Consider the following 21,803-nt stretch of genomic DNA (forward strand, 5'->3'; position numbering starts at 1 on the left):
CGTACTGACTTGTACGACACGGTCGAAGTAGCGTAGCCGAATTAAGACAAAAGAGGGCAGAGAGAAAATTCAAGTGTTCGCTTAACACAACTTAAAAATCAAAAAATTGCTTCCGGCAAAGCGCCCTGCATTTTACCCAACCAATCAATCAAATTATCCAACTGCTTTTGGGCAGTCAAAACCGCCATACCTCGAATAGTAACCTTCCCCTTGCTGTAGACAAAACGAGAGCGCAAATGTTCCGGCAAATTAGCCTGGAGCAAATTCCAAGCAGGCTCCTCCATCGGCGTTTCCAAAACAATGTGCAGCTTGTTCTCAGGTTTAATCCGAGAAAAACCGATTTGCTTGGCGATTTGTTTGAGTTCGACAATGCGGATCAGTTGCTGGGCCGGCAGAGGAATAGGCCCGTAACGATCGCACCAATCGGCCCGAATTTGCTGCAAATCTGCTGGAGTATTAGCAGAAGCCACAGAGCGGTAAGCGCTCATCTTTTGATCCAAATCCCCAATATAATCAGCAGGAATAAACGCCGTCAAACTCAGGTCGATTTGTGTATCCTCAACCTTCGGAATTTCCTGACCTTTAATTTCGCGAATGGCCTCCTCTAACATTTCAGCATACAAATCAAAACCGATCGCCTCCATTTGACCGGACTGTTCCGTACCCAAAACATCACCAGAGCCCCGAATTTCCATATCTCGGACAGCCAACTGATAGCCAGAACCCAACTGCGCGAACTCTTGAATAGCGCGCAACCTCTGCCTTGCAGCATCCGAAAGCTTATTCTGCTTCGGATAAAACAGCCAAGCGTGAGCTTGAATCCCGGCGCGCCCCACCCGTCCCCGCAACTGGTAAAGCTGACCCAAACCAAACCGCTGCGCGTCTTCAATCAAAATAGTATTGACGCGGGGAATATCCAAACCAGACTCAATAATCGTCGTACACACCAAAATATCGAACTGAGCGGCACTAAAAGTCAGCATGATAGATTCTAGTTCCGAAGCATCCATTTGACCGTGGGCGATCGCAATTCTCGCCCCCGGAACCATTGTTTGCAACGTATCCGCCAACTCATCAATCCCCTCAATCCGGGGCACGACATAAAAAACCTGACCGCCCCTGTCCAACTCTTGACGAATAGCAGTCCGCACAACTTCCAAATCGTAGGGCGCTAAATGAGTTTGAATCGGGCGGCGGCTTGGCGGCGGAGTCGCAATCAAACTCATCTCCCGAATCCCCGACAGCGACATATACAAAGTCCGGGGAATCGGAGTCGCAGTCAGAGTCAGCACATCAACTTCTGTTTTGAGGGCTTTAATCGCTTCCTTTTGCTTCACCCCAAACCGCTGTTCTTCGTCCACCACCAACAGGCCCAAATCGCGAAATTTAATCGCCTTGCTCAAAACAGCTTGAGTGCCGACAATCACGTCTAACTCCCCAGTGGCCAAGCGCTTGTGAATCTCCCGGCGCTCGGTTTCTGTGCGAAAGCGATTGAGCAAACCAACTTGGATCGGATAAGGCGAAAAACGCTCTGAGAGGGTGTGATAGTGCTGTTGGGTCAAAATTGTCGTCGGCGCAAGCATGGCCACCTGCTTGCCCGCTGTAACCGCCTTAAAAATAGCTCTGAGAGCGACTTCCGTCTTGCCAAAACCGACATCGCCGCAGACGAGACGATCCATCGGTCGATCGCCCTCCATGTCACGTTTCACATCAAAAGTAGCCTTCAACTGATCCGGCGTTGGCTGGTACGGAAAAGAATCCTCCAACTCTTGCTGCCAAGGCATATCGGGAGGAAAAGCATAACCTTGTTGTTTAGCTCTTTTAGCGTAAAGATTCAGCAAATCCACTGCCAATTTCTTAACAGCTTTGCGAACTTTTGTCTTAGTTTTTTCCCAAGTTTGACCTGTCAGCTTGTTGAGTTCCGGCGCTTTCTCGCCGACAGTCCGAAATCTCGACAGCGCGCCCAATTGATCCGCCGCGACTCTGAGAGTACCGTCAGCGTATTGCAGCACCAAATATTCGCGAGTTTCGCGATCGATCGTCAAGCGTTCCAACTTGAGAAACTTGCCAACTCCGTGCTGGCGGTGCACCACAAAATCCCCCGGACTCAGCTTGTGCGGGTCAACCTTTTTAGAAGCAGCGCGGCGGCGTTTGCGGACATAGCTAAAAGTTGCCAAAGAATGCTGGCCGTAGAATTCGCGATCGGTAATTAAAACAATCCGAAAAGTCGGCAGGATAAACCCTTCCAATTCAGCCAGCCCGTTGTATTTCAAAGCTACGGGAACGTGCTGCAACTGCAATTTGTCGATCGCCAAAAAGTCGCGCGGATTCACCACAAACTGAGCCGGACAGTCGTGTTCCGACAGCAGAGCAACAGAGCGGCTCGGTTGAGCCGAAACCATAAACACCGTAAAACCCCGATCGCGCTCTTCCCGGAGCATTTGAGAGAGTTTAGCAAATTGGTGAGGCATCACCGGCACAGGCCTGCTGGCCAAATTAATCGGAGGCGATAGCTGCTCGCCCCCTGCAGAAATTTTAATTTTTCGAGTAGCAGAATCTTCTGCCAATTCAGAAACTTCTAACCTGTAAAAAACAGCTACATCCGCCATCAATTCAGCAAAACTGCGGTGAATTTTGGGAACTTTCAAACTAGCAATTGGCAATCTTTCCGTTTCATCACTTACTGCTTCTGATTCCCGGTTGCAACTTTCCCACTGTTCCTGTGCGTTCTCGAACCAGCGGTCGCTGTGAGCTTCGCACCCGGCAGGTTCGTCAACCACAACTAAAGTATTTTCCGGCAAATAATCCAACAAAGATGCGGGTTTCTCGAAGGCCAAACCCAACAACCGCCTAATAACCTTATCTTCCCCTTCCTCTTTCTCTTCCTTAGCGCCCTTCGCGTCTTCGCGGTTCGTTTTTAAATTCCCGGTTTCGACTAAAACTGCTTTAATAATTGTGTTAAAATTAGTAGGAGTTAAAACTAATCGATCGACCTTATCGAGCGATCGCTGCGAAGACGGATCGAACTCGCGTATTTGTTCCAAATTATCCCCGAACCATTCGAGCCGCACCGGCAACTCCGCCGCCACCGGAAACACATCGACAATATCGCCCCGGCGGCTCCACTGGCCCTCAGTTTCTACCAAATTCACGCGATCGTATCCCATCGACGCCAGTTGGCGGTCAAGTATCTTGGAGTCTTGAACTTCGCCTCGCTTCAGCGTCAGACAGTAAGGCTCAAAAGCACTTCGAGGTGGCAAATGAGGCTGCAGGGATCTTTCTGTGGCGACAATGGCGATCGGCTTCGACTGATTGGCGGTTTTTTCTTGCTTGTCCACCAAATCCGCCAGCACCTGCATTTGTCCCCAGGTCATTTCGTTCTCGTCGGAGTAGGATAGCTCGTAGGGCGAAGCTTCGGAAGTCGGGTAAAAATGTACGGTTTGCCAGCCCATCGCTTCTAGAGAGGCCACCCAGCGCCCTGCTTCTTCCAGAGTTGCTGTCACGACTAATAGGTTTCGCTCTTCTTCCTGGGCGAGGGCGGAAGCTACCAAACCTTTAGGTAAGCGGGCTAGACCTGCCAGTTGCAAGCAGTGATCCCGTTTGAGCTTGTTGAGAAGTTCTGTTGCTAGGGGCGATCGCCCCAAAGTACGAATTATTGAAGAGAAAGTCATTGGCTGTTAATTTTAATCCCCGATGGGCGAAGGCTCTTCCCCGCGGCCTGCTAAGTAAGTTCGATTGTACGACAAACATCTATCATTGTGGCGATCGGCTGTTGGCAGTGCCACTCAACTACAGGTAGATTTCTGCTAGAGGCTTTCTATAAAAATCTCGAACTTGCGATCGCGATCGAGCCAGTTCCGTTAATATAGGGCCAGGTTTAGAAAAAATTTCGATTTTGCGATCGAGATTGACCGCTTCCAGACCTCTCCTGTGACTGCACCCAAAGACGGATACAAGCCCCCGACTCAAGTTGTAAAGATCGAAAAATTTTAGACATTAGGGAAATCCCCCAGATACTGGCTGCGGAGTCAATCTAAAATCTAAAATCTAAAATCTAAAATCGACTAACTCGCCAGTGTGCTTCGCCTTTACCACCGATAATTTGAGAAATGTCCCCAAGTACCGACCTTCTGATTGTTCTCCTGCTGGTTTTCCTCAATGGCGTGTTTGTGATGTCAGAGATGGCCATCATCTCAGTACGGAAGGTGAGACTGCAACAGATGGCAAACCAGGGTTCGCTCAATGCCCGTGTAGCGCTGGATCTGGCTAATGCCCCCAATCAGTTCTTGCCGACTGTTCAAATCGGGATTACGCTGCTGGCTATCCTGTCCGGCGCTTTCGGAGAAACGACGATTTCTAAAAGAGTAGAACCTCTGTTGCGCTTGATTCCGGCTTTGGAACCCTACTCAGGGGCGATCGCCTCAGTCATCGCAATTTTAACCATAACTTATCTCACCATAATTATTGGCGAACTCGTGCCGAAGCGCCTCGCCCTCAACAACCCTGAGCCGATCGCCTCCAGTGTCGCTATTCCGATGCGAATGCTGTCCAAAATTGGCGCTCCCGCCGTTTATGTTTTAAGTTATTCCACTGACTTAATCCTGCGGATTATGGGGATTGTGCCTTCAACAGAACCGCAAGTTACAGAGGAAGAAATTAAAGTTTTAATAGAGCAAGGTACCGAGGCCGGAACTTTTGAAGAAGCCGAACAAGACATGGTAGAAAGAGTCTTTCGTTTGGGCGATCGGCGAGTCAGCGCCTTAATGACTCCGCGACCGGATCTTACTTGGCTCGACCTCGACGACTCAGTAGAAGAAAACCGCCAAAAAATGCTCGGCAGCGGTCATTCTCGGTTTCCTGTTTGCCAGGGCGGACTCGATAATGTTGTCGGTTTAGTACACGTTACCGATATGCTGTCTCGCACTTTGACAGGTCAACCCCTCGATTTAAGTGCTTCTTTACGCAGGCCTTTATTTGTACCTGAAAGCACGCGCGGTTTAAAAGTATTGGAGCTTTTTAAGCAATCTAGCAATCAAATTGCCTTGGTGGTTGACGAATACGGAGTCATTCAAGGATTGGTGACAGTTAACGACATTTTAGTCGAACTCGTTGGTGACTTTCCTTCAATAGAAGATGCCGACGAACCCCAAGCAGTTCAGCGCGAGGACGGTTCTTGGCTGTTAGACGGAATGCTGCCGGTCGAAGATTTCTTTGAATTGTTTGGAATTGATGAAATATCGTCAGAAAATAGGGGGAGCTACCACACAATGGGCGGTTTTGTGATTACAAATTTGGGGAAGATTCCGACAGCAGCGGAGCATTTTGAGTGGAACGGTTTGCGAGTCGAAGTCGTGGATATGGACGGCAACCGAGTTGATAAGATATTGGTAATGCCGATCGACTCTGCAGGCGATCGGGCTAAAACCGAAGCAAATACCTAAAATTTGCGATCGGCGGTAAAATAGGTTCGTAGTGAGGAATTTAGTCCCGATCAATTTCTGAGGACTAAAGTCCTCACTACAAACCTTATCATGGTTATTTTGCGATACATAATGTAAATTATCGGGCTATCTATGTAAGCCGGATTTGATATAATTTGGTCAACCTACTTCTTCTTACTCCTAGCCTCATTCTTCTGCAAAGATTCCAGAATAGAACGGCCCACATAATTGCTAAATATCGCCTGTCCAGCTTGATTGTAATGACAGCAGCTATCTACATAAACAACATCTTTAGTCTTGTCGAACACCTTGACCCCATTGAAAATAGTGATATTATTTTTTTGTAAATTAGGAAACTTACTCAAAAGAACCGGATAGCCAATTTCCACAGCCTTAGCATAAGGAGTATCCTTGTTAAAAGCAATCTGCTTTTCAGCTTCACCAAACACCCTTTTCGTCTGATAATATTGATTGGGCTGGAGAACCTGAAAATACGGCACATTGCTAGCAGACAGAACTTTGTGCATAAAAATTGAACTTTTTGCCCACTGCGATGCAATTTGTTCAAAAGCTACTGAATCCTCTAAAACAGACTTATTAGTATTCATATAAATAACGCTACCGCCGTCATCTTTTTGGGGTTTAGTCCGTTCCTTCTCAAAGGCGATCGTATCTTTGCGATAATTGTTGACTAAATTTTGAACGTAAACAGAAATCAAAGCATCGCACGCAGCCAAAGAACAGTGTTCCAAACTTTCCAACCCTTGATTAATCTTAGTTTTAGTTTCTTGGATTCTCAGAGTTGTTTTCATAGCTTTTATAGAAAGACTATTATTCGCTAACTGAGTCAGTGGCATAAGGTGTTGGATACTTGGCATCGCCAGATCGATTTTATTTTTATTGTTGAGATTAGAAAGTGCTACTTCATTAAATCCATCTATATTCACAACCATATCTAATTCTTGACCTAAAGACAAAAAATAGTTTAAAATCAATAACTGTTGCGGCTGTTTGTAGCCTCCAGTAGCAAAAGACAAAATTACAAATTCTTTATCCTTTAAACCGGGAAGTTTCTTGAGGTATTGAGGTAAAATTTTATTTTGAACTTCAAATATTCCATAATTAGAAGCCACAGAACCGCCAAAAACTCCAATGATAAATTGATTTGGCTTGGTTTTTTTGAACGGATAATCGTAGGGAGACATAAACCCGTAATTGTTAACTTTAAAACCGGGGCGAAAATCGGGGCCCGGTTTTTCGATAAATCCAAAAAAAGGATGCAGCCTGACTATAATAGACTGATTCAGCCGCACTCCTTCCAAATTTATTCCTAAAGCCGACTTATCTTGCACATTCGATCTAGTATAGAAAAATTGCTTGTGCTTGATAAAATACCATCCCAGCGAACCGAGTTCCAGGAAAACAAGTAAAAACGCTAAGTTAATCGCAGCAATTTTGAGAATTTCTGGGATTTTTTTAATCGACTTAAAATCTTTCATAAATATCTATTTTGACTCTCTTACTACTTTAATCATTGAGCTGGAAACATAGTCTGCTAATACTTCCTCTCCTACTGAATTGTAGTGGCAGCAGCCATCTTTGTAAACTGTTTCTTTGGTATTGTCCAAAATATTCACGGCGTTAAAAACATTAACCCCAGCTTTTTGCAAACCATCGACTTTAGACAACAGTACGGGATAACCTTTTTTCACCCCTTCAATATAAGGACTATTCTTGTCGATCGCAATTTCGTCCTCCTTGGCGGTAAAGATTCGTTTAGTTTGATAATATTGGTTGGGCTGAATAAAGTGAAAATACTTAATTTTTCTACTTGATAAAATTTGATTCATCGCGATCGACGATTCGTACCAAATCGATGCTATTTCATTAAAAGCAGCAGCATCCGGCAAAACAAAGTCAGCTTTGGGAAGGTATACTATACCGCTATTTTCCGTGTTTTGGTTGGATTGTTTGACTTGCCGGTCATACTTGACAAGGGCTTTCTGGTAATTGTTGACTAATTGTTTCACCTGTAGCGATGTAATAGCGTGACACAAAGCAAGCTGACAAGTTTGCAATTTGTCAATACCTGCTTTCAACTGTTTTTTAGTTTCGCTAATTTGCACGATCGAACTCATCGCTTCCGGCGACAAGTTGTTGTTGGCTAAACTCGTCAGCGGCTTGACGTGTTGAACGCTGGGCATTCCTATTTCTAATCCAGCTTTGTTGTTTAAATTTGACAGTGCTACTTCGTTAAAACCGTCAATATTGATGACTAAATCTAAATCTTGACCCAAGGCTAGAAAGTAATTTAAAATCAATAATTGTTGGGGTTGTTTGTAGCCGCCGTTACAGAAATTTAAAACTATAATTTCTTTGTTGGCGAATTCTGGATAACTCTTTAACTTTTGAGAAAATCTTTTGGTGACGTATTCATTTACGGCAAAGTTGTTAGCAACAGAACCGCCGAAAATTCCTACAATCAATTGATTATTATTAGTTTTAATAAACGGATATTCGTACAGAGAATAAAAGCCTTCTTTGTTGACTTTTAATTTTAATTTTTCATTGGGAAAAGCACCTTGTTTGAGCACGTAGCCAAAAAACGGGTGCAGTCTTTCTACGATAGATTCATCTAGCCTAATTCCGAGCCTTTCAATGTCTTCTGCTACTTTTTCTTTGCCTTTGGTTCTGGTATAAAAAAACTGTTTTTGATTGACAAAATAAAAAGCTAGCGACAAAGCTTCAAGACAAATAAAAGCGATCGCCAAATTAACAGCGATTAAAGTTAATATATTTTTGCCTTTTTTGAACGAAGTTGAGTCTTTCATGTAATTTGACTGATTACGGTTGTTGTTTGGGGGCTTGAGACTGCTTCAAGTTTTCGCACAAATTGCGAGCAATCAAAATACTAGCAAGCCTGTGTCCGAGTTCATTCCAGTGACCCCCACAGGGTACAGAATTCTCAAAACCGTGGGCGCACACTTGAAATTTTTCAGTATAACCTTGAAACTGTTCGGATAAATTCAGTACCCGAAAACCCTCGCGCGCGCCCAATTTTTTTAGCCGCTTATCGGGATAAAACAAATCCTGAATTTTGTTTTTTCTCATATAATTTTTTCGCCTCTGGGCATCCCGTTCAACTTGTATCGGATCGCCGATCGTCACAAGTAAGAAATCAGCATTTTTCTGCACGACTTCATTGCGAATCTCCACAATCAAACCTTCTGTTACCTTCCAGGCATCTTGCCAAGCTGCATCTTGAGGTGGAATGAAGTTTTTGGTACTCAAACCGGAAAAATCTGCCGATAACTGCAGCTTTTTCTGGTCTATGTCAATTTTTTTGATGACTTGCAAAATGCGCGAATTGTTGACCAGAAAACTGGGCAATTTGTCTACGAATGAAACTGCTCTTGCGTTGCGGTCTATCGGTGCTAAATTGCGAAAAGACATATCCGGTACTAACTTGCCGCTAGCATTATACGCAAAAAATGGTCGATAGTGGTCGTATTCTAGTTTAGGGGAATTGTTAATTACATCGTTGCCAATAAAAAATGCAAGAATTACAATATCAGGATTGTAATCCCACACTTTTTTTCGTAGCATTATCAATTCTTGAGCATTACCGTAACCCTGCACGCCGAAATTGATAACTTCAACATTTTTGCGTCCCTTAACAGCTTCGCAGTTGCCTAGCTTTCGTTCCAATTTCGACCAGAAAGTTTGTTCGACTGGTACGTGAATTGCTTCGGTAAAAGAATCGCCCAAAACTGCGATTCTGAGGGTATTGGGAGGTTTGGCTTTTGTGTGTTCGCGATCGCGCAAACCCTCACTATTCACCTGCACAAAACTCTCACCTTCGCCCTTCCACTCCCCGGATACACCAGGTTTCAGCTTCCAGCCCAAATCGGGATCGGCAGTGTGGAAACGAGTTGGCGCGGAGTCTGCGAAAGCTCCAATTTTGGGGTAGCCCTCAACTCCTGCAACTCGCAATCCAACTTCACCAATTACCACCCCCATGAATAAACTACCGAGTATCAAACCTAAGTTGACACCCAAATTTTTCAATTTGCTCATTCTTTCAAAACAGCGTGTAAATAAACGGAGCAATCACAGAACCATGACTCAATACAATCAAAGCTCCCAAAAATACTAAAGTCACAATTAAGGGTATCAGCCAATATTTTTGGCGTTCTCTCATAAACGCCCACAAATCTTTGAGAAAGTCTAATGTTGATTCAAACACTTAGAAAGGACGCTCCATACTAACTTTTGTTCTTGCTTTGCTTGGGATGCGGTAGGTATCCATTTTCGGATTTAGTTTGCGCCGCATTGCATCTTCGCCAAACAGGTTTTTGATAACTCCCATCGGCCAAACTATCAGGTAAAAAACTATCCCTAGGACGATCGGCGTTTCGATCTTGTTGAGGAGCAGTCCAAACCGCATCCATGCGTGATAAACGGGATTCAGGGATTTTGGTGCAACCAATGCTAGCGCGACTAGCACTGCACCGACAGCCCAGGGCCACCAAGGTATAGAATGCCGCCGCAGTAAAGGTACTGCTAAACCGAACAGCAGTGCAATTAAGCCGCCAATTAGCAACCCGAAATCGCGCAGGCCTTTTTGATCTAGTTGTTTAATTTCGTCGCTCATGTTGAAGGAAGAAGGAAGAGGGAAGAAGGAAGAAAGAAGAGGGAAGAAGGAAGAATGCTCGTTACCAGGCAGAGCCTGGTAACGCAGATCCGGAGGCTCTGCCTCGAATTTGACTCCGTAAGCAAGCGAGGCAGAGCAAGAGTGATATCGGTTCCCAGGCAGAGCCGGGGAACCAGTTAAATTGGTTATTCGTTATTGGTTCTTTGCACTCTTCCAATAACCAACAACAAATAACTAATAACTAATCTAGTTCAAATTCATTTTTCCAAGCATCATCTTGTTTCCAAGGAATTTGTTCTGATTTAGGAATCAAGTAATTCTCTAAAACCAGATAGTCCATTTCGGTTCGCATAAAACAGCGGTAAGCATCTTCGGGAGTACAAACAATGGGTTCGCCTCGGACGTTGAAGGAAGTATTTACCACAATCGAACATCCCGATCGCTCTTCAAAATGACTGATTAAGTCATAGTACCGAGGATTGGTTTCTTTGTGAACTGTTTGGATGCGAGCCGAGTAATCGACGTGGGTAACAGACGGAATTTCCGATCGCGGAATGTTGAGCTTTTCAATGCCAAACAACTGCTCTTGTTCGGGAGTCATGGGAATGCGGAGACTGGCTTTGACTGGTGCTACCAATAGCATATAAGGGCTGGAGTGGTCAATCTCGAAATAATCCGCAACTCGTTCGGCTAAAATTGACGGCGCAAAAGGTCGAAATGATTCGCGATATTTAATTTTCAGGTTCATCACGGACTGCATTTTAGCATTGCGCGGATCGCCAATAATCGATCGCCCGCCCAGAGCCCGCGGCCCAAATTCCATCCGCCCTTGGAACCATCCCACCACATTTCCCTGTGCCAAAATTTCCGCCAACTGCGGCATCAATTCGGCATCGTCCAATCGGTGGTAGCTGGCTTTGACAGCATCCAAATATTCAAGAATTTCTGCGTCTGTAAATTTCGGGCCCAAATAGGAACCGCGCATTTGATCGTGACAAGTTAAATGAGCGACAGACTTCGCCACAGTTGCGACAGCTTGGCTTGCAGTGAGGACTTCAGTCCTCTCCTCCCCACTGGTAGTAAGGACTTCAGTCCTCTCCGGCTTAATATTATTTACTGCCAGTAACTCGTCGCCCACAGTGCGAGTTTGTTCGCAATACTGATACCAAATCGCCAAAGCCGCGCCCAAAGCACCGCCAGCATCTCCCGCCGCCGGCTGAATCCAAATATCTTTAAAAATACCTTCCCGCAAAAGTCTGCCGTTAGCAACGCAGTTGAGAGCAACGCCGCCCGCGAGACAAAGATAATCGACATCCAATTCTTTTTTAACTGTTCTGCAAAGCCGCAAAACAACTTCTTCGGTAACAACTTGAATGGAAGCTGCAATGTCCATTTCCCGCTGAGTCAGTTGTCCTTCACCTTGACGCGGCGGCCCTTCAAACAGTTCGTCAAACTTCTTATTTGTCATGGTTAAGCCAACTGTGTAGTTGAAATAATCCATGTTTAAACGGAAAGTTCCGTCATCTTTGAGGTCGATCAAATTGGTGAGAATTCTGTCTACATACTTGGGTTCGCCGTAGGGTGCTAAACCCATGAGTTTGTATTCGCCAGAGTTGACTTTAAAGCCTGTGTAGTAGGTGAAAGCTGAATAAAGCAAACCTAGGGAGTGGGGAAAATCGATTTCCCACTGAGGTGTTAGTTGGTTGCCGTCTCCTAGCCAAACGGATGTGGTGGCCCACTCGCCTACGCCGTCGAGGCACAAAACGGCGGCTTTTTGGAATGGGCTGGGGAAAAATGCTGAGGCTGCGTGGGATTGGTGGTGCTCGGTAAATAGCAGAGATGGCAGTTTATTGGTTTTGCAGTTGCCTATTTCTGCGAGATCTCTTTTGAGCATGGTTTTGAGGTAAAGCTTTTCTTTCAGCCATATGGGCATGGCGGTTAGGAAAGAGCGAAAACCTTGGGGTGCGTAGGCTAAGTAGGTTTCGAGAAGGCGCTCGAATTTGACTAATGGTTTGTCGTAAAAGACTATGCGATCGATTTCCCGCAATTCTATGTTCGCTTCTTTCAGGCAATAGGCGATCGCATTCTTAGGAAATCTGGCGTCGTGTTTTTTGCGGGAAAATCTTTCTTCCTGCGCTGCGGCGATAATTTCTCCGTCGCGAATTAAGGCTGCGGCGCTGTCATGGTAGTACGCCGAGATTCCAAGTATGTTCATCGCTCTCCTTACAAATCGCTATGCGCTCGTATCTGAGTATTTAGAATAGCTAATGATTATAGCTTTAGTGGTGCTGATTTGGAATTGACTTTGGCGATCGCCTCCAATTTTACTTAAATTTTACCGAAATAAATCTCGGTGCGCGGCCCTCAACCGTCTGACACCAGCCAGCTAGCGCCTGCGAATCCTGCGCCCCCAAGCTCTCAAGTAAGTGGCCGCGGGGAATTGATAAAATTCGCCTACCAACCACAGCACTATGCCTAAATGGGACAAAAAGGCTAAACCAGTCCAAGCTGCGGGCAGCCACGACAAGCGGCTGCCGGGAACCGGGGGAAAGTAGTAAGCTGAAAGTCCGAGCAAGGTTGTGGGAAGGAAGATGAGACCGATCGCTGCGGCAAAATAAGGCCATCCGAATTCTACGCCTTCGAGGTGTGCTCCTATCCATTTTTTGCCGTTCCAGTGCCAAGTTACGGGCGGCTGGCGATCGGCCATTTGGAGCGATTGCCTTTCTTCGCTGGCGGTAAAAATGTGCTGGCAGAAGTTGCAAGCTAGAGCTTCCATCATCGGCATCGTAGCAATTTCACCGGTGCGACAGACGGGACAGGGATATGTATCTTGAGAGTTGAAAGGTCTGGTTGATTTTTTAATAGTCTGCATGGATCGGGCTGCTTGTCAAGATATTGAGCGATCTTAACAGAGTACAGAAATTGTATGTTGCGTGAGTTTTTTTTGTAAGTCGCAGAATATTTGATAGTTGGGTGGGGCGGGTTTTGCTTGTAGATTGTTCGTGATTTCAGAGACAACTACAGAATGATTGATCCTAATAATGACCGAATAATGACCGAAAGATAATTTTAGTGTGCAGTGTATTTTATGTCTCTAAAATCTATCATTACTATAGCCTTTCTCTACAACATGAGGTATGCCGAGGTGTGCTGCAACCCTTACAGTGTCAAGCTTTTTATAGCAAAACTGGTACCTCACGTTTTAGAGAAAGGCTATAATGACTAATCGCTACCCAACGCACTTAGTGGTTAGCAATTCCACCGCATCGGAAATAAAACACGACCCGCCAAATTTATTTAGCACTGGTCTAATGTTTTCTGCAACTGCCGATATGCGATCGGGTTCACAAAAAGCCAGCACGTATATATTATCCAGCATTGTCATTGCTAAATCGCGCTTGCGACTGCCCCTAGTGCTTTTGCCGGCGACATCCCGAATCACTGAATAACCGGGGACTCCCGCTTTTTCTAAACCCTCTAAAATCTTTTGGAGCTCCACGGAGTTAGCAATAATTTCTATTCTTTTAACTGTCTCCATCGGTTCACCTCCAAAACATATTGATTGCGTATAGATACGTGGGAATGCCTACAATGATGTTAAACGGAAACGTCACTGCTAAGGCTGTTGAAATGTAAAGGCTCGGGTTAGCTTCGGGAACCGTCAGCCGCATTGCTGCGGGTACTGCGATGTAAGAAGCACTCGCACACAATACTGAAAACAGCAGGCTATTTCCCTCCCCCATTCCGATTGATTTTGCTATGACTAAACCAATTCCTGCGTTAGCTATGGGAATGAGGATTGCAAAGCAGATTAGAAAAATTCCTGCTTCTTGCAAATCTTGAATTCTGCTAGCAGCAACCAAGCCCATGTCTAACAAGAAAAAAGTCAAAACTCCATAAAACAAATCTTGAGTAAAGGGACTTAAAACTTCCCAGCCGTGCTCTCCTGTCAGTATCCCCATAATTAGGCTGCCAATTAGCAGAAATACTGAACTGTTTAGAAAGGCTTCTTTGATCACTTCTGACCAAACTATTTCTCGTTTTTCTTCTTCGCCGCCGAATACGCTGACGAGAATTAGGCCGACGATAATTGCTGGGGATTCCATTAATGCTAGCGCTGCTACCATGTAACCGTCAAAGTCGATGCCCTGTGCTGTGAGGAAAGAGGTTGCGGTGATAAAGGTGACGGCGCTGATGGAACCGTAGGTGGCTGCGATCGCCGCAGCATTGTAGGCGTCGAGTTTGATTCTCAGTATAAAGAAAGTATAAACTGGTACGAGGGCAGACATCAACATTGCTGCCAAAATTGTCAGGGCGACTTGCTGGTCAATACCGCTTTTGGACAGTTCGACGCCGCCTTTAAATCCGATCGCAAACAGCAGGTACAGGGAAAACAGTTTGGGGATGGGGGCGGGAATTTCTAAATCGGATTTGAGAAAAATTGCTGCCATTCCCATGAAAAAAGCTAAAACTGGTGGATTTAAGATATTTGACGCTACGAGACTCAAATCCACGATCGTTAACTCCCATTTTTGATTTTTTTAATATTGTTTCACCCATAATTGTTGCACGAGAAGCGATCGATGGCGCGATCGAACCTTTGACTCCGAAAGCTCGATCGGACTAAATACGGCTGCGGGTGTCTACTGCACACCCGCAGCCGTTGTAGGGTGTGCAGCACACACCCGCAGCCGTTGTTTTTTAACTCACTAAGCCACTGCCAAGTAAGATTCTAGGGCTTCGGAATCGCCGATCAACTTGCCGTCGATAAATACTTGCGGCACTGTTGTAGCACCAGTTACGGCCCGGAGCGATCGGGTTGTGATGTCTTGGCCGAGGACGATTTCTTCATAATCCAAGCCCTTTTCAGTCAGCATGGCCTTAGCCTTAGCGCAGAAGGGACAGCCTACTTTTGTAAACACCGAAACCACCTTGGGCTTGGTTGCTGAAGAGTTGATGTACTTGAGCATCGTCTCAGCATCGGACACCTTGAAAGGATCGCCCGGTTCCTCCGGTTCAATAAACATTTTCTCAACCAAACCATCTTTGACCAGCATCGAATAGCGCCAAGACCGCTTTCCAAAGCCTAAATCTGTTTTGTCTACCAGCATTCCCATGCCTTCAGTAAACTCACCGTTACCGTCGGGAATTAACGTCACATTGTTTGCTTCTTGGTCTTTTGCCCATTCGTTCATCACAAAGGTGTCATTGACGGAAATACAAACGATTTCATTTACGCCATTTTCTTTGAAAACCTTCGCCAATTCGTTGTAGCCAGGGAGGTGTGTTGAGGAACAAGTGGGAGTAAATGCTCCCGGTAGCGAGAACACCGCTACCGTTTTGCCTGCAAACAAGTCATCGGTGGTGACATCCACCCATTCGTTGTCTTTGCGAGTGCGAAAGGTGACTTTGGGTACTCTTTGACCTTCTTTGTTAGGCAGCATAATTTTGAGTCCTTGAGTATTTGGGTTAAATTCCTTCGTTCATTATAGCGTACTCATAACGAGTATGACTTGTCAAGGGAAAACAGGTTTTTTAGTCAGCGGGCAATTGGCAGTTGGAGGTTGGCGGTTGGAGGTTGGCGGTTGGAGGTTGGCAGTTGGAGGTTGGCAGTTGGAGGTTGGCGGTTGGAGGTTGGTAGTTGCTTGTTTTCCTGCCTGCTGCCGACTCACAACTGCCGACTCATAACCAAATCCGGGTTTTGGATACCCTTGATGAACCGGCGCAGGCCGACTTTGTTTGACAAGATGCGGTTTCAACCACCAACCACCAAATAACAACTAACAAATAACAACTAACAAATAACAACTAACTACCAATCAAACTTTCTCCCCAAATACTCCTCTAATTCCTGATTATAAGGTTTAAAATAATCGTTTAAAAGTTCGCAAACTGACTCGTTTACTGGCGGATAAAAACCGGGATTAGCATTTTGATATTCAGGTAATTGATATTCCGGCAAATCTAAGAATTCTAAAACTTGTTTGACAGTCGCCGCCGCATTTGCATAAAAATCTTCACTTTTCAAAATTAATAACTGTTGTTTGGGAAAGAAAGCCAGCCAATTTTTAATAAATTCTACGTATCTGCCGCGCGCTAAATAATTCCCCGGTTCTTCGCCGATGATGTATTCTGGATTTTGATTCAACCGTTCAATTTCATCGCTAATTGCCCGATCGAGCGATCGCCCTTCCCAATTCAAGCCCTTTAAGCGGTAGAAATGAGAAATCGCGCGATCGCTCGGATTTCGCAACAGCACAATCAGCTTAGCCTCTGGACACGCGCTGTAGAGACGTTTCGGCGCTTCCCGACAGTCAAAATAACTAGGACTAGCCTCACCAGTCACAAACTCCCCTCCCTCCGGCATGGGCGGGAAATGAGCCAAATACCAATCAATTCCCCTGTGAAAATGCCACGAAAAAAAATCCATCTCCTTTTTAATCGGAGTCAGAATTTGCGGGTGTTGAGCTAAATAAGTGTACAGAGAAGTCGTGCCGCACCGCTGAGAACCTATAATTATAAAATTAGGAAATTTAACTTTATCTGTTGTTTTTGTAAGAGGCAAATTGCCTGTATTTTTAAGTATAGCAGATGCCAAAGTTTGTTTATAACTAGCAGTTTGATAACAATCAATCGCCTCAGCAATTTTGCCTTGTCTCGTCAAAACTTCGCCCAAATTCAAATAAGGCCAAAAAGCCTCCGGTTGAGCTTCCACAACTTCGCGGCACAACTTCTCAACTTCATCCAGCTTATTTTGCTCAACCAAGATTTCCCATAAATTGTAATAAAACCACCAAGGATTATCGGGATTTATTTGGATTGCTTGCAAAAATGTTTCCGCCGCTTCCTCCCCATATTTTTGCTGGCTCAAAACAGCACCCAAATTGTAATATGACCAGCAATCATCGGGTTTTTGGGCGACTGTGGCGCGGGCGGAGGCTAAAGTGCTAACGTACTTTTCTTGCTGCTGTAACAACTCCTCTAATTCCGCTGACAGTTCTGCACAACTCGGAGCGTATGTCAAGAGAAGTTGGTAAAAAATAATTGCGCTTTTTGGGCGATCGTACTTTCCTAAATTTTTTCCTAACTGCAAATAAAAATCCCAATTTTCCGGTGTAATTTGCAATTGACCCTGTTCTAATACCAACTTTAAATCAGACTTTGTTTGTCCGATAACATACCCCAATTTATCATAAATTCCCGGCAAACTTCCGTCAATTTCCACAGCTTTCAAATACGCAGCAATAGCTTCATCCCACTGTTTTAGTTGAGTTAAAGCATCGCCCAAATTGCAAAAAGACCAAGTAAAATCCGAGTTGAGAGCAATCTCGCAGCGGTAAGCCGCAGCAGCCTCTTCCCATTCCCGAAGTTTCAGCAAAGCATCGCCCAAATTGTGATAAGACCACGAAAAATCGGGATTTAACTCAACAGCTTTTTTGTACGCGCAGACAGCATCCTCCCATTGTTCGAGTTTCAGCAAAACATCGCCCAGATTGTGATAAGACCAAGAAAAATCCGGGTTTAACTCAACAGCTTTGCGGTAAGCAGCAACAGCCTCATCAAACCTACCGCTTGATTGCAGGGAATTTCCCAACTCGTGGTAGTCATTATCCATGCAAAACTCCTGCAAGAGTTAGTAATTGTTCCAGCGAGTTCAAATCCAACCGCATATTCTTATGTAATGGTTTTGTCGGAGTTCGATCATCAACCAAATCACCAATTAAATAGTAATGTTCCAAACCGCACAAGTTGCTAATCATCCAATAACAATGCGGAACGTAAAGGGGAGAAAAAATCTCAATTACCTTAGTTCCCGGACTGCAAAAAACTAGATTAGTCAACCCGCCTCCGTGAGGTGCGACAACCACTTTAGCAGCAGCCAAACACGCTGCTTGTTCCGCTACCGACATCGTTTCCAGATTGACTGCACGAAACCCCAATTTTTCTAAGTATTTAATTACCTCTTCATCGTTGACGATTCGCCGATAGGATGCTTGTTCGCGACTGATATAAATGCGCTCTGAATAATTTGTATTTAGTGGCTGCTGTTCATTTAAAAATGTCTGTCGTAGATGTTCACACTTCCATTTTGAAACAGCCCCCGCTCCGTCATAAGATATTGATGGAATTATTAATTTATCTGCTGTAATATGTAAATTGCAGCGGCTTTCTAAAAGTTTATGTTGAGAAATTCCTAAAGTATTTAAAGTTTCTGCTTGATAGGAAGAATCCGAGGCATTGACAACAAACTTATCTATAGTTTCTATCAATCCGCTGCGCTGCAAAAGGTCAAATCGGGTAATCACATCAAACATCCAATGAAAATAAGAGGCTCCACCCCAGCGAGCAGATAAAAAAGCCACATTTCCATCGACGTGTTCAGCGGGAGGCAATTTGTCGGAAGTAATTACTAATTCAGCACAACCCATTGAAATATCAGCAACAAGTTTATTGTCTGAATTAATCACGGCGGTAGTCACAACATCGGCCCAAGCTCGTCCGTTTGACAATACGGCAACAAAAGCTTTTCTGGAATGACTTTGATTTTCCCCAAATCTGCGGCTGCTGTCGATTGTTTTGGAATCAGATAAATTGATTTGACTCGCAGGATAGATGTCAATGCAGGTGAGGTGCGGATTGGATTCTGCTGTAACGGTCAAATCTTCTGTAAACCCACAGTATTTTTTGAGAATACTTAAAGGTAAGATTTGATTGCTGCATTTTGCTCGATCGCTCTCATCGACTTCTCCTTGTTGTTCCAGAGCATACCCTATATTATCGTAAGCTTCAAACAAATCGGGTTGAATTTGCAGGGCTTGAACTAAATTAGTGATTGCAGGTTCCCACTGCTGTTTTACAATTAAACTCAAACCCAATCCTTCGTAACACCAACAGGATTTTGGATCGAGATTTATGCCTTTTTCGTAAATGGCGATCGCCCTTTCCAATTCCCCTTGATTCCGCAGCGCATCGCCCAACTTTTTGTACAGCCAACTCTCATTGGGTTCTAGCTCAACAGCACGGCCAAAAGCCACCGCTGCTTCCGGCCAATTTTCTTGTTTTTCTAGAACTTCGCCCAAACTATTGTACAGCCAACAATCATCCCGATTTAATTCAATAGCTTTGCGGTAAGCATCCGTCGCCTCTTCCCAATTTTCTAGTGCAACCAAAGCCTTACCTAATCTCTCGTAAGACCAACAAAAATCGGGATTCAGTTCAACTAACTTGTGGTAACTAACAGCAGCGTTTTCCCACTCAGAAAGCTCCATCAGCGCATCGCCTAAATTATTGTAACTCCAACAAAAATCGGGATTTAATTCAATCGCTTTGTGGTAAGCAGCAGCGGCTTCGCTGTATTGCTCGATCGCCTGTAAAGTTTCCCCCAGAAAGTGGTAAGCCCAACTAAAATTAGGGTTAAGCGCGATCGCCCTTCGGTAAGCGGCCCCAGCTTCCTCAAACAAATCTTTTGCTTGCAAAGCTTTACCCAACTTGTGGTGAGTCAAGTAATTCTCAGACTTAATTTTGATAGCTGTTTGATAGCGGGCGATCGCCTCATCCAAATAACCCGTATTTGCCGCAATATCCCCCAACTTTTCCCAACCCAGAGACAACAGAGTTTGCTCTTCGCCCAATTTTTGATTGTCCGTTTTTTTGACAATCAGTTGATAGCCTTTGTGTACTACTTCTAACTGACTGCTAAACATCTCCAAAAAAACATCGATTCCAATTTTAGTATCTTGCTCCGGGCTATCGGGAAAAGTAAACTCGTAATCGTCAAAAATCATCAATCCGCCAACTTTTACCAACCTCCAAGATAAAATCGCATCTTGCAAAGCGCTGGTGGGTTTGTGACAGCCGTCAACGTAAGCAATATCGTAAAATTCTGAAGTTAAATTAATTAACAAATCTTGAGAGTAACCTTCTAATTCAATTACCTTCTCGCCCACTCCCGTTTTAACAATATTGCCCTTAAAATGTTGTTGAAAATACAAATCGATGCAAGTAATTTTTGCCGTCGGATGAGTTAAAATATTGTCCAACAACCAGCAAGCCGACATTCCTTGAAAACTGCCGATTTCCACAACTTGAAAATCTGCGATTCCGGTAAACTGCTGCAAATGCCGCTGCCAAATAGGGATATTGTGGGTAAACCAATCTTGGGTAAATTGATAATTTTTCGCCGCACATTCTGGCCAACCTCTCAATTCACTGGCTTTTTGGTGGCAAATAATTGCTTCGGTCAATTCTCCTAATTGCGGTAGAATATTGCCTAAATCATTGTAAGCCTTAGAGTTGCTCGGATCGATTGCGATTTGGTGGCGGTAAGCAGCGATTTCTGCGTACAATTCCTGTTGTTTCGCCCGCACTTCCTGAAGTTTGGCGACAACTTCCGCAGCATTGGGATCGATTTTGATGGCCATGCTATAAAATACGATCGCACCTTCCAACTGCTTCTGTTTCGCTAAACTGTTGCCTAAATTTATCAAAAATTCCGCTCCATCCAACTCAATTCCCAGCAATGTGTGGTAATTTTTTCCGCTAGGAAGCAGCTCTATAGCTTGACAATAAACTTCGATTGTGCTGTCTAAACCCGATTCGCTGCGCTTCCGCAAAACATATCCCAATCTCTGATTGATTCCAGTCAAATTCGGTTCGAGTTGAATCGCGCGGAGGTAAGCGCTAACAGCTTCATTCCAGGATTTTTCGCAGGTTAAAGCAATTCCTAAATTGCAGTAAAACCAAGGAATTTCGGGATTGATAGCAATGGCTTGGCGGTAGCAACTAATAGCTTCTTCCCACATTTGTTTTTGAGCCAAAGCTTCGCCTAAATAATTGTGCGCCCAATAGGAATTATCATTGATTTCCAGAGTCTGACGGTAACATTGAATTGCGACATCAAACTCGCGTTTCTGCGCCCAAACATTGCCCAAACCAAGGTATGCACGGGCGTAATTCGGATTGATTTCGAGGCTTTTGCGGTAACAGGCGATCGCCCGATCGCATTCTCCTCGCTCGGCCCAAGTTTTACCCAAACTGTGGTAAGATTCAAAAGAATCTGGATTGATGGCAATGGCTTGGCGGTAATTGGCGATCGCCTCATCCCACCGCTTCTGACCTACCAGCATTTCCCCCAAATTGTGATAAGCTGTTGCCAGTTGCGGGTTTAACTCAATTGCCCGGGAATAACATTCGATCGCTTGTGGCACTTTTCCCAATTCAACTAAACCATTTCCCAAGGTGACGTACTCGTCAGCAGTTGCCCAATTCGGCTCGATTTTGAAAGCTTGATACCAACACTCAGTCGCCTTTTCTCGATTCTCCAACTGCGTCCAAACTTTCGCCAACTGTCGGTAAGCAGCAGCAAAATTTGGCGCTAGGGCGATCGCTTTTTCACAACTGGCGATCGCCTTTTCCCACTGTTTCGCCTGAGAATACAAAATGCCTAAATTAGCGTAAACTTCCGGCAAATTTGGATTGCGATCCAGCGCCGATTCATACCACTGCTTAGCTTGTTCAATTTCACCTCGCACCTGCATCACCTTTCCCAGCGTCTGACAAGCAGCAGCCAAATTCGGTTCAATTTTCAGCGCTAACTCGCAAGCAGCAATCGCCTCATTAAATCTTCCTTCAGCTAAATGAATTTCTGCTTGCCGATTCAAATCAACCGCTGCTTTTTGCATCTTCTCAATCGAGGGCATAATTAAATT

The 21,803-nt window shown here is 44.7% G+C and carries 15 protein-coding genes; 2 read left to right on the forward strand and 13 right to left on the reverse strand.

Translation table 11 applies throughout. The features are described 5' to 3' along the window. Positions 1 to 98: 98 nt before the first annotated feature. Entirely contained in the window at positions 99 to 3,671 is a 3,573-nt protein-coding gene (gene mfd, locus AACV78_RS21510; protein ID WP_194074332.1) for a transcription-repair coupling factor, read from the reverse strand. 438 nt (positions 3,672 to 4,109) lie between these two features. Here mfd and AACV78_RS21515 point away from each other — a divergent pair, with 438 nt between their 5' ends. Further along, positions 4,110 to 5,441 (forward strand): hemolysin family protein, encoded by a 1,332-nt coding sequence (locus AACV78_RS21515; protein ID WP_194010761.1) that lies wholly within the window; start codon positions 4,110 to 4,112, stop codon positions 5,439 to 5,441. Between the two features lie 164 nt (positions 5,442 to 5,605). Here the strand turns inward: AACV78_RS21515 and AACV78_RS21520 are convergent, their stop codons facing one another. The 10 genes from AACV78_RS21520 to AACV78_RS21565 form a co-directional block, all read right to left on the reverse strand. Beyond that, positions 5,606 to 6,940 (reverse strand): hypothetical protein, encoded by a 1,335-nt coding sequence (locus tag AACV78_RS21520; protein ID WP_194010760.1) that lies wholly within the window; start codon positions 6,938 to 6,940, stop codon positions 5,606 to 5,608. Positions 6,941 to 6,946: 6 nt separating this feature from the next. Further along, positions 6,947 to 8,272, reverse strand: coding sequence for a hypothetical protein (locus AACV78_RS21525; RefSeq protein ID WP_194010759.1), 1,326 nt, complete (start codon positions 8,270 to 8,272; stop codon positions 6,947 to 6,949). A 13-nt stretch (positions 8,273 to 8,285) separates the two neighbouring features. After that, positions 8,286 to 9,518, reverse strand: a complete 1,233-nt coding sequence (locus AACV78_RS21530) for an SGNH/GDSL hydrolase family protein (RefSeq protein ID WP_194010758.1) — start codon at positions 9,516 to 9,518, stop codon at positions 8,286 to 8,288. 4 nt (positions 9,519 to 9,522) lie between these two features. Further along, on the reverse strand, positions 9,523 to 9,687 hold the full coding sequence (locus AACV78_RS21535) for a DUF5989 family protein (protein ID WP_194010757.1): 165 nt from the start codon (positions 9,685 to 9,687) through the stop codon (positions 9,523 to 9,525). After that, complete coding sequence (locus tag AACV78_RS21540) at positions 9,688 to 10,095, reverse strand: SxtJ family membrane protein (protein ID WP_194010756.1); 408 nt, start codon at positions 10,093 to 10,095, stop codon at positions 9,688 to 9,690. It lies immediately after the preceding gene. Between the two features lie 241 nt (positions 10,096 to 10,336). Continuing rightward, positions 10,337 to 12,310 carry a carbamoyltransferase family protein gene (locus tag AACV78_RS21545; protein ID WP_194010755.1) on the reverse strand — a complete coding sequence of 658 codons (1,974 nt, stop codon included), beginning with the start codon at positions 12,308 to 12,310 and terminating at the stop codon, positions 10,337 to 10,339. A 171-nt stretch (positions 12,311 to 12,481) separates the two neighbouring features. Then, positions 12,482 to 12,967, reverse strand: a complete 486-nt coding sequence (locus AACV78_RS21550) for a hypothetical protein (RefSeq protein ID WP_194010754.1) — start codon at positions 12,965 to 12,967, stop codon at positions 12,482 to 12,484. A 357-nt stretch (positions 12,968 to 13,324) separates the two neighbouring features. Then, a complete protein-coding gene (locus tag AACV78_RS21555; RefSeq protein WP_194010753.1) occupies positions 13,325 to 13,633 on the reverse strand; it encodes a P-II family nitrogen regulator in 309 nt (102 codons plus the stop codon). Between the two features lie 4 nt (positions 13,634 to 13,637). After that, positions 13,638 to 14,609 (reverse strand): sodium-dependent bicarbonate transport family permease, encoded by a 972-nt coding sequence (locus AACV78_RS21560; RefSeq protein WP_194010752.1) that lies wholly within the window; start codon positions 14,607 to 14,609, stop codon positions 13,638 to 13,640. Positions 14,610 to 14,804: 195 nt separating this feature from the next. After that, positions 14,805 to 15,539 (reverse strand): glutathione peroxidase, encoded by a 735-nt coding sequence (locus tag AACV78_RS21565; protein WP_194010751.1) that lies wholly within the window; start codon positions 15,537 to 15,539, stop codon positions 14,805 to 14,807. A 64-nt stretch (positions 15,540 to 15,603) separates the two neighbouring features. Between AACV78_RS21565 and AACV78_RS21570 the strand changes: the two genes are divergently transcribed. After that, positions 15,604 to 15,783: a phosphotransferase gene (locus AACV78_RS21570; RefSeq protein ID WP_194010750.1), complete on the forward strand. Its 180-nt coding sequence runs from the start codon at positions 15,604 to 15,606 to the stop codon at positions 15,781 to 15,783. Between the two features lie 124 nt (positions 15,784 to 15,907). Here AACV78_RS21570 and AACV78_RS21575 read toward each other — a convergent pair whose 3' ends face one another. Further along, complete coding sequence (locus AACV78_RS21575) at positions 15,908 to 17,710, reverse strand: tetratricopeptide repeat-containing sulfotransferase family protein (protein WP_194010749.1); 1,803 nt, start codon at positions 17,708 to 17,710, stop codon at positions 15,908 to 15,910. After that, positions 17,703 to 21,794 carry a tetratricopeptide repeat protein gene (locus AACV78_RS21580; RefSeq protein ID WP_194010748.1) on the reverse strand — a complete coding sequence of 1,364 codons (4,092 nt, stop codon included), beginning with the start codon at positions 21,792 to 21,794 and terminating at the stop codon, positions 17,703 to 17,705. Before AACV78_RS21580 ends, AACV78_RS21575 begins: the two co-directional genes overlap by 8 nt. Positions 21,795 to 21,803: the final 9 nt, after the last annotated feature.

It is taken from the genome of Tychonema sp. LEGE 07196 (assembly GCF_963890365.1).
GTDB lineage: Bacteria > Cyanobacteriota > Cyanobacteriia > Cyanobacteriales > Microcoleaceae > Microcoleus.